Origin of the sequence: Micromonospora sp. NPDC049580, assembly GCF_040675595.1 — a bacterium.
Lineage (GTDB): Bacteria > Actinomycetota > Actinomycetes > Mycobacteriales > Micromonosporaceae > Micromonospora.
Genome location: NZ_JBFAPG010000292.1, coordinates 1 through 8,181, shown reverse-complemented (window position 1 = coordinate 8,181; position 8,181 = coordinate 1). Strand labels below are relative to the sequence as shown.

Genomic DNA, 8,181 nt, shown 5'->3' with positions numbered 1-8,181 from the left:
GGCGGGTGGGCGTCAGGCGGCCGAGGCGGTCGCCGTCGACAGCGACCCGGTGGTACGGGTCTGCCGCGGAGCCGAAGCCCGCTCCGGGGACCGGCCGGTCGACGTGGCGGCGTCGGGTCGCTGCGGGGCGGCTGTGGGCGGTGTGTCGTCCGCCCGACGGGCCAGCCGGAGCGACTGTTCAGCGGTGCTGCGCGCCGCACATGGCCAGGGTTGGCCGGCGCAGAGCAGGTTGCGGCACGCGCCCTCTCCGTCCGACTCGTGTGCGGCCAGCACGTCGAGCGCGAGCTGCCAGAGCAGCGGATCGGTCACGTCGCGCGGACGCTCGGCACGCCGGCTCGCACGGTTGCTCATGTCGTCGGACATGGTGGTCCCCCCTGTCAGGCTGATTCCCCGAAACGTCTCCACTCGCACCGCCGGCAAAACCCCCCACCTGCTGTGATCTGCGTGGCAGCGCCGATGCGACCGGCGGGCGAGCCAGCCCCGCCCGAGATGCGGAGGCGCAGGTACCGACAGTCGGGGGAACAGGGGTTCTCTGACATCTGCTCGCGTCCCTTGACACGGGTCGGTACGGTGGCGTCCCACGTGCCTCCCGCCGAGGAGTGTCCTGTTGACGACCCTTCAGTCCATGCCTTCTGCCGCCGAGGAGGGTTCAGGCTCGGTCGTTCCCTACCGGACCGCATTCGAGCTCTCCCTGGACCTCGCCGGATCGGTCGTCCGGGTCCGCGAGCAACTACGGGCGTGGCTACGACAGAAGCGCTACGACGTGGAGCGCTTCGACGCGGGCGCGTCGACCCTGGCACCGGGTGTGGTGCTGCTGCACGCCGCCACGAACACGGCCTACGGATGGCAGCTGCGGGAAACGCGCAAGGACGGGGTGGCCTGGGTCAGCACGGTGGCCGTGGTAGGTGGCCGTTCGCCGTACCGGACCTGGGTGTCGGTCAACATCGAGCCCACCGCACCGCCCGGCGTCCCGGTCCCGACACCGCGGACGCCCGGGTTGGTTCGGCTGCTGCTGGACGCCGTCGACGCGTTCGACGGCGAGGCGCCGCTGCGCAGCGCGCCGGTCGCGGTCCCCGCCCCGGCCGTCGACGAGCTGCTGGACCTGGTCTGCGTCGAGGGACGGCGGTTGCCGGTCGTGGTGGCGGTGGCGCCCGGCGGTGAGCCGTTCGAGCGGTGGCGCCAGCTCGTGACACGGCTGATGGCCGACCTCCCCGGCCTGGCGAGCCTGTACATCCTCGATCCGACGGCCGCGCAGGCCTTCAACGACGGTATCGGCGCGACGCACGGGATCGGGCCGGGCAGTATCCGGACCTACCTCCCGGACGTCGATCCGGCGCTCGTCGAGGACGGGCTGCGCCACCGCGTGCTCAGCCGACGCCGTATCGAGACAGAGTCGCATCGCGCGGCCCGAGCGCTTTCGGCCCTGCCCCGGCAACTGGCCGCCAACTCCCTCCCACCGGCCGCCCTCAAGGGCCTGAACCTGTCACTTCGGGACTTCTTCCGCAGCGCAACCCGCCGGCCGACCGCCGACGACCAGCGCGTCGCCCTCGCGGACGAGGTGAAGATCCTCACCAGCCTGCTGGAGACGGCCGACGATGCCGACCGGCAGGCGCGGGCCACCATCAGCCGGCAACAGGACGAGCTGCTGGATCTCACCGCCGAACTGGAGTTCACCCGCAACGAGCTGGAGGGGCGCGACGCGACGATCCGGGCCCTTCGACAGCGGCTGGGGGAACTCAACCGGCACGCGGAGGCGTACGCCCCGCCCGAACTTCCGGATCCGTTGCCGAGTTCGTTCGCCGAGCTGTTCGACCGGCTCGACGTGCTCGCGCCCGACGTGGTGTTCACCGGCGACCGCGGTCTCGCCCTCGACCTGGACGAGCATGCCGCCCACTCGAACTGGTCTCAACTCGCCTGGCAGGCGATGCTCGCGATGGCCGACTACGCGCGGGCCAGACGCGACGGCTGGTCCGGTGGGGACTTCAAGTTCTGGTGCGAGACCCCGGCCGAGGGCGGCCGGGTCATCTCCGCCGGCAAGGTGGCCCGCGACGAGTCGCAGACCGTACGGAACAACCGGCGCTTCGCTCAGCAGCGGACGCTGCCGGTGCCGCCGGGCGTCGACCCGCGGGGTCGGGTCTTCATGGGGGCGCACGTGCGGCTCGGCACATTGGCAACCGTCTCTCCCCGGCTGCACTTTCATGACGACTCGGCCGGTAGCGGCGCCATCTACATCGGATATGTCGGTCGTCATCTGAGCAACACCGCGACCTCGCGGTCCTGACGACATCCGGGCGGGGCAGTGCGTCGTGCCGTCAGTCCGGCAACAGCGGCATCTCGACGCCCGGGTCCCGGCCCAGCAGCACCGCCCGGGTGAGCGCCGAGGAGCCGAACCGGTCGCGGACCGCGTCCACCGCGGCGTCCAGGTCGGCCCCGGGGTCGGCCTGGAACGGCAGTTCCGGCTGCACCGGGTTGTCGTCGAGGTTGCCCACTGAGACGCCGACCAGGGTGACGCCCCGCCTGTCGATCTCCGGTAGCGCGGCTTGCAGCAACGCCCGCGCGGCGGCGAGCAGCGGCACGGTGTCCGCGGTCGCCTTGCCGACGGTGTGCGAGCGGGTGGCCCGGGTGTAGTCGCCGAAGCGCAGCCGCAGCACCACCGTGCGCCCGGACCGCCCGGCCGCCCGCATCCGTCGGGTGACCCGGTCGACCAGGCCGGCCAGGATGGCGTCCAGCTCCGCCGGGGCATGCGGGGTACGTCCCAACGCGTGCTGCGCGCCCATCGAGCCCCGGCGGCGGCCGACCTGCACCGACCGGGGGTCGCGCATGTGGGCCAGGGCGTGCAGGTGCCGGCCGGCGCCCGCCCCGAGCAGGGACACCAGCGCGGCCTCGCCGAGCCGGGCCACCTCCCCGACGGTACGGATCCGGCGCTCCCGCAGCTTGGCCGCGGTGACCGGGCCGACGCCCCACAGCCGCTCCACCGGCAGCGGGTGCAGGAACTCCACCTCGGCGTCGGGGGCGACGACCAGCAGCCCGTCCGGTTTCGCCACCCCGCTGGCCACCTTGGCCAGGAACTTCGTCCGGGCCACGCCCACCGTGATCGGCAGGCGGACCCGGTCGCGGACCTCCCGGCGCAGCCGCTCGGCGATGTCGGCCGGTGCGCCGACCAGCCGCCGCAGGCCGCCCACGTCGAGGAACGCCTCGTCGATGGAGAGCCCCTCGACCAGCGGCGTGGTCTGCCGGAAGATCTCGAACACGGCCCGGCTGGCCTGCGTGTACGCCGCCATCCGGGGCGGCACCACGATGGCGTCCGGGCACAGCCTGCGCGCCTGTTGGCCACCCATCGCGCTGCGGACGCCCCGCGCCTTCGCCTCGTAGCTGGCGGCGAGCACCACACCACCGCCGACGATCACCGGCCGCCCCCGCAGGCGCGGGTCGTCGCGCTGCTCGACGGACGCGTAGAAGGCGTCCAGGTCGGCGTGCAGGATGTGGGCGCCGGTCGACACGTACACATGTTCGCACGACGCCCGACCATCGCGGCAGTGAGCTGGGCGAACGCCCGATCAGTCGAGGCAGAACTCGTTGCCCTCGGGGTCGGCGAGCACGAGGTGACCGGCGCCGAGCGGGGGAGCGGGCTCGTGCCGTGCGAGGCGGGTGGCGCCGCGGGCGACGAGCCGTTCGGCCTCCGCCTCCAGGGCCGCCATCCGGTCGTCACCCGTGAGCCCGGGGGCGGCCCGCACGTCGAGGTGCACGCGATTCTTGGCCTGCTTGCCCTCCGGCACGCGCTGGAAGAACAGGCGCGGCCCCGCACCCTTGGGGTCGACCACCGCGGACGCGTCGTTGCGGCGCTCCGGCGGCACACCCATCGCGTCCAGTGCGGCGTCCCACGAGTCGAAGTCCCCGGGCGGCCCCTGCAACTCGTAGTCGAGGGCCTCGGCCCAGAACGCCGCCAGGCTGGCCGGGTCGGCGGCGTCGAACGTTATCTGCACCTCGCGGGCCATGACAGCTCCCTCTTTCCTGGTCTGGCTGGTCATGCCGCCACCCTCTCGTGCCTGGCGGACAGGATCGTTCCGCTATTCGTGCAACGATCGGCGGGTGACGGTGGAGGCGACGACGGAGCGGGTGCTGCGGATGCTGGCCCTGTTGCAGCGGCGGTCGTCGTGGACGGCCACCGAACTCGCCGCCGAGCTGGGTGTCACCGACCGCTGTGTGCGCCGTGACGTGCAACGGCTGCGCGCACTCGGATATCCCGTGCAGGCGTCGGTTGGCGTTGGCGGCGGCTACCGGCTCGGCGCGGGCACCCGGCTGCCGCCGCTGCTTCTCGACGACGAGGAGGCGATCGCTACGGCGGTTTCCCTGCGACTGGCGTCGGGAGGCACGGTCGCCGGGGCAGCCGAGGCGGCCCTGCGGGCACTCACGAAACTCGACCAGGTGATGCCGGCGCGGCTGCGCGCCGAGGTGCGAGCGGTGCACGGCTGGACGGAGACGCTCATCGGCCCGGTGGCCGAGATCGACGCGGAGCTGCTGGTGACACTCGCCCGTGCCTGTCGTGACGCGGTGCGGGTGCGGTTCCACTACGCCGGCCGCGACAGCGGTGAGCGGGAGCGGACGGTCGAGCCGGTCCGGATGGTCACCACCGGCCGTCGCTGGTATCTGATGGCCTGGGACGTCGATCGCGACGACTGGCGTACGTTCCGCCTGGACCGGATGCGGGCCACGGTGGCGACGACCTGGCGCTTCCCGGCGCGTGACCATCCGGATCCGATCGCCTTCGTGCAGCGGTCGGTGACCGACGCGCCCTACCGGTATCTCGCCCGGGTGCGGGTGCATGCCCCGCCCGAGCGCGTGCGCGAGGCGGTCCCACCACAGGTGGGGCGCGTCGAGGCCGGTCGCGACGGCTGGTGCGTGCTCGTCGTCGGCGGCGACAGCCTGGACGGGCTCGCCGCGCACATCGCCCGCCTGCGCTACGAGGTGGAGGTGGTGGAGCCCGCCGAGCTGCGCGAGGCCGCCGCCCTGCTCGCCCGCCGGCTCGCGGCGATGGCCGGGTCGGCGTCGGAGCGCACGGTGTAACGCCGCAGCGACACCGGGCTGCCGTCCGGGGCGGTCCACGATGCCGTGCTGCTGCCCGCGTACCGCCATCCGGTGCGCTCGTACAGGGCGACGGCCGCGGCGCCGTCGGCGACCACCTCGAGCACCAGACGCACCCCGCGCGCGTCCGCCCAGTGCCGTGCCCGGGCCAGCAGAGTGCTGCCCAGCGCCAGCCCGCGGGCGGCCGGCGCCACGAAGAGCCGAGCCACCTCGGCCGTCGGATCGGCGCGCGGCTCGTCCGCCGGGTCGGGCAGGCGGTGCACCGCGACGTGTCCGACGATCGTTCCAGCGGGGTCGACGGCGACCCAGGCGCGCGCCGGGTGCGGCTCGCGCAGCCAGCGGTGCGGGTCGGCCGGCCAGTTCAGCGGATAGCGGTCCACCCGGTGGACGTCGGCGAGCGCCGCGATGCAGCCGTCGAGGTCGGCGGCACGCCGGCGGCGGACGCGCGGTGGGTTCACAGGTCGTCGAAGGGGCGGGCGTAGCGGAACTCGCCCCGGATCGACTCGCGCCACGCGTTCAGCGGCCGGGCCATGAAGTACCGCGGACCCCACGGCTGCGGCGGGGTGACGCCCAACTCGACGGCGGGCCGAAACCCGAAGCGCGGGTAGTACCCGGGATGCCCGAGCAACACCACGAGGGGTTCGTCGCGGGCGTCGGCCGCGCCGAGCACCGCGTGCATCAACGCCGTGCCGACACCGCGACGCTGCCACGCGGGAAGCACGCCGAGCGGCCCCAGGCCCAACGCCACCGGCTCACCGCCCACCCGGCCGCGGGTGGCCACCACGTGCCCCACCACCTGGCCGTCCGAATCGGTCGCCACCAGGGAGTACGCGGGCAGCCAGCCCTCGTCGGCCCGCAGCGCGTCGACAAGCGTCGCCTCGACCGGCGTCGCCTCGACTTGCGGTGTGTCCACTTGCGGTGCGTCGACTGGCGTCGCCTCGACTTGCGGTGTGTCGACCGGCGTCGCCTCGACCGGCGCGGCGTCGTCCGTGGTCTTGGCGAAGGCGGCGGCGTGCACCGCGCGGATGGCGTCGACGTCGGCGGGGGTCTCGCGTCTGATCAGCACCGCGCCACGATACGGGTGTCGCCGGCAGCAGCTCCACGCGTTTACCGGTCGGCGATCGCCGATGACGAATGCCCCGGCCCGTCGATCCGGATGCTGCCCAACGCGACCTTCGTGCCGGGCGAAGCGACATCGACCCCGTTCCGCCGCGCTCCGGAGGCGTCGCGCGTGACCTGCGCGACCCCGCTCCGCCGCGCTCCGGAGGCGCCGCGCGCGACCCGCGCGGTCCGGCAGCGCGACCGGTGGGCATGATGCGGCAGAGCCATATACCTGTGAGTCATAAATATGACCCATAGGTATACCGCTCGTCGGAGTCATGGCCGCCCCGAGCGGTGGGCCGCGTCTGATTCCGCCGCCCTCAGCCGACGGCGGTCGCCGACGGAGGGGCGCTGCCACCCCGGGGCGACTCCGGGGCCATCAGCCGGATGATCTCCTTCTGGTCGGCCGGCGAGGGCAGGCCCCAGTGCGGTCGGTAGCCGTACACCTCGTGCAGTGGGGTGGAGCCGGTGCGGCCGTCCAGGATCTCCACGGCGTCCGTGCCGATCAGGCCGGGGTGTTCGACGCCGCACGCCTCGGCGACCTTGGTCAGGTCCCGGCGCAGCGTCCGCAGGTAGTTGGCCGCCCGGACGGACTTGAGCGTCGGGTCGAGGCCCCGGGCCAGCCAGGCGTTCTGCGTCGCCACCCCGGTGGGGCAGGTGTCGGTGTGGCACTTCTGCGCCTGGATGCAGCCGATCGACAGCATCGCCTCCCGACCCACGTTGACCATGTCGCAGCCGAGCGCGAACGCCACGATGGCGTTGTCCGGCAGGCCGAGCTTGCCGCTGCCGACGAACACCACCTGCTCGTGCAGGTCGTGTTCGGCGAAGACCTTGTAGACCCGGGAGAAGCCCTGCTGAAACGGGAGCGACACCGAGTCGGTGAAGATCAGCGGCGCGGCGCCGGTGCCGCCCTCGCCGCCGTCGACCGTGATGAAGTCGACGCCCCGGCCCGTGTCCCGCATCAGGCTGGCCAGCTCCTGCCAGAAGCTGAGGTCGCCGACCGCCGACTTGATGCCGACCGGCAGGCCCGTCTCGGCGGCCAGCAGCTCCACCCAGTCGAGCAGGCTGTCACAGTCGGAGAACTCGGCGTGCCGCGACGGGCTCACACAGTCCTGCCCGGCCGGGATGCCCCGGGTGGCGGCGATCTCGGCGGACACCTTCGCCCCGGGCAGCAGCCCGCCGAGGCTCGGTTTGGCGCCCTGGCTCAGCTTGATCTCCAAGGCCCGGACGGGGGCGCCGGCGACCAGGTCCTTCAGCCGGTCGAGACTGAACCGGCCGTGCTCGTCGCGGCAGCCGAAGTACGCCGTGCCGAGCTGGAAGACCAGCTCACCACCGTTGCGGTGGTACGGCGACAGGCCACCCTCGCCGGTGTTCTGCAGGCACCCGGCGAGCGCGGCCCCCTTGTTCAGGGCGGTGATGGCGTTGCCGGAGAGCGAGCCGAAGCTCATCCCGGAGATGTTGACCACCGACTCCGGTCGGAACGCGCGTGCCCGATCCCGCGCCGCGCCCAGCACCTTCGCGCACGGCAGCCGTACGTCGTGTCCGGCCGTCGGGGACGACGGCGGCACGGCCCGGCCGAACGTGCGGTGCTTGATGATCGGGTAGCCGGGCGTGTGCTCGATGTCGTTGTCCGTGCCGAAGCCGAAGTAGTTGTTCTCCTGCTTCGCCGACGCGTACACCCAGCGACGCTGGTCGCGGGTGAACGGGCGTTCCTCGTCGTTGCCGGCCACGATGTACTGCCGAAGCTCCGGCCCGATGGCCTCCAGCAGGTAGCGGGCGCGGCCGAGCACCGGGAAGTTGCGCAGCAGCGCGTGGTCGCGCTGGATCAGATCCCGCGCGGCGAGTGCCGCGACGGCGGCGGCGACGGCGGGTACGGCTCGACGGGCCCATGTCATGCTCGGCAACCTTTCCGCCCGCGCCGTCGGCCAAACCGACGCGCCGGCGACATTGCGCTGCTCAGGCCCCGGGTGCGTACTGGTGACCAGCGTCCGCCCGCGG

At 73.2% G+C, this 8,181-nt stretch carries 8 protein-coding genes; 2 read left to right on the top strand and 6 right to left on the bottom strand.

What is annotated here, in order from left to right:
* Window positions 1-12: 12 nt before the first annotated feature.
* Complete coding sequence (locus AB0J68_RS21555; protein WP_363940181.1) at window positions 13-351, bottom strand: hypothetical protein; 339 nt, start codon at window positions 349-351, stop codon at window positions 13-15.
* A 274-nt stretch (window positions 352-625) separates the two neighbouring features.
* On the opposite strand from AB0J68_RS21555, the gene AB0J68_RS21550 reads away from it, so the two are divergent.
* Entirely contained in the window at window positions 626-2,281 is a 1,656-nt protein-coding gene (locus AB0J68_RS21550) for a hypothetical protein (RefSeq protein ID WP_363940179.1), read from the top strand.
* A gap of 31 nt (window positions 2,282-2,312) precedes the next feature.
* On the opposite strand, the gene dinB is transcribed toward AB0J68_RS21550, so the two are convergent.
* The gene (gene dinB, locus AB0J68_RS21545) at window positions 2,313-3,500 is read right to left on the bottom strand and encodes a DNA polymerase IV (RefSeq protein WP_363940177.1); all 1,188 of its coding nucleotides are present in this window, start codon (window positions 3,498-3,500) and stop codon (window positions 2,313-2,315) included.
* Window positions 3,501-3,557: 57 nt separating this feature from the next.
* Window positions 3,558-3,995: a VOC family protein gene (locus AB0J68_RS21540; protein ID WP_363940183.1), complete on the bottom strand. Its 438-nt coding sequence runs from the start codon at window positions 3,993-3,995 to the stop codon at window positions 3,558-3,560.
* A 94-nt stretch (window positions 3,996-4,089) separates the two neighbouring features.
* On the opposite strand from AB0J68_RS21540, the gene AB0J68_RS21535 reads away from it, so the two are divergent.
* Entirely contained in the window at window positions 4,090-5,064 is a 975-nt protein-coding gene (locus AB0J68_RS21535) for a YafY family protein (RefSeq protein WP_363940175.1), read from the top strand.
* On the opposite strand, the gene AB0J68_RS21530 is transcribed toward AB0J68_RS21535, so the two are convergent.
* From AB0J68_RS21530 to AB0J68_RS21520, 3 genes are all read right to left on the bottom strand, one after another.
* A complete protein-coding gene (locus AB0J68_RS21530; protein ID WP_363940173.1) occupies window positions 4,959-5,540 on the bottom strand; it encodes a GNAT family N-acetyltransferase in 582 nt (193 codons plus the stop codon). The genes AB0J68_RS21535 and AB0J68_RS21530 overlap by 106 nt on opposite strands.
* Entirely contained in the window at window positions 5,537-6,148 is a 612-nt protein-coding gene (locus AB0J68_RS21525; protein ID WP_363940172.1) for an N-acetyltransferase, read from the bottom strand. Before AB0J68_RS21525 ends, AB0J68_RS21530 begins: the two co-directional genes overlap by 4 nt.
* 355 nt (window positions 6,149-6,503) lie before the next feature.
* The gene (locus tag AB0J68_RS21520) at window positions 6,504-8,078 is read right to left on the bottom strand and encodes an FMN-binding glutamate synthase family protein (protein ID WP_363940170.1); all 1,575 of its coding nucleotides are present in this window, start codon (window positions 8,076-8,078) and stop codon (window positions 6,504-6,506) included.
* Between the last annotated feature and the right edge of the window lie 103 nt (window positions 8,079-8,181).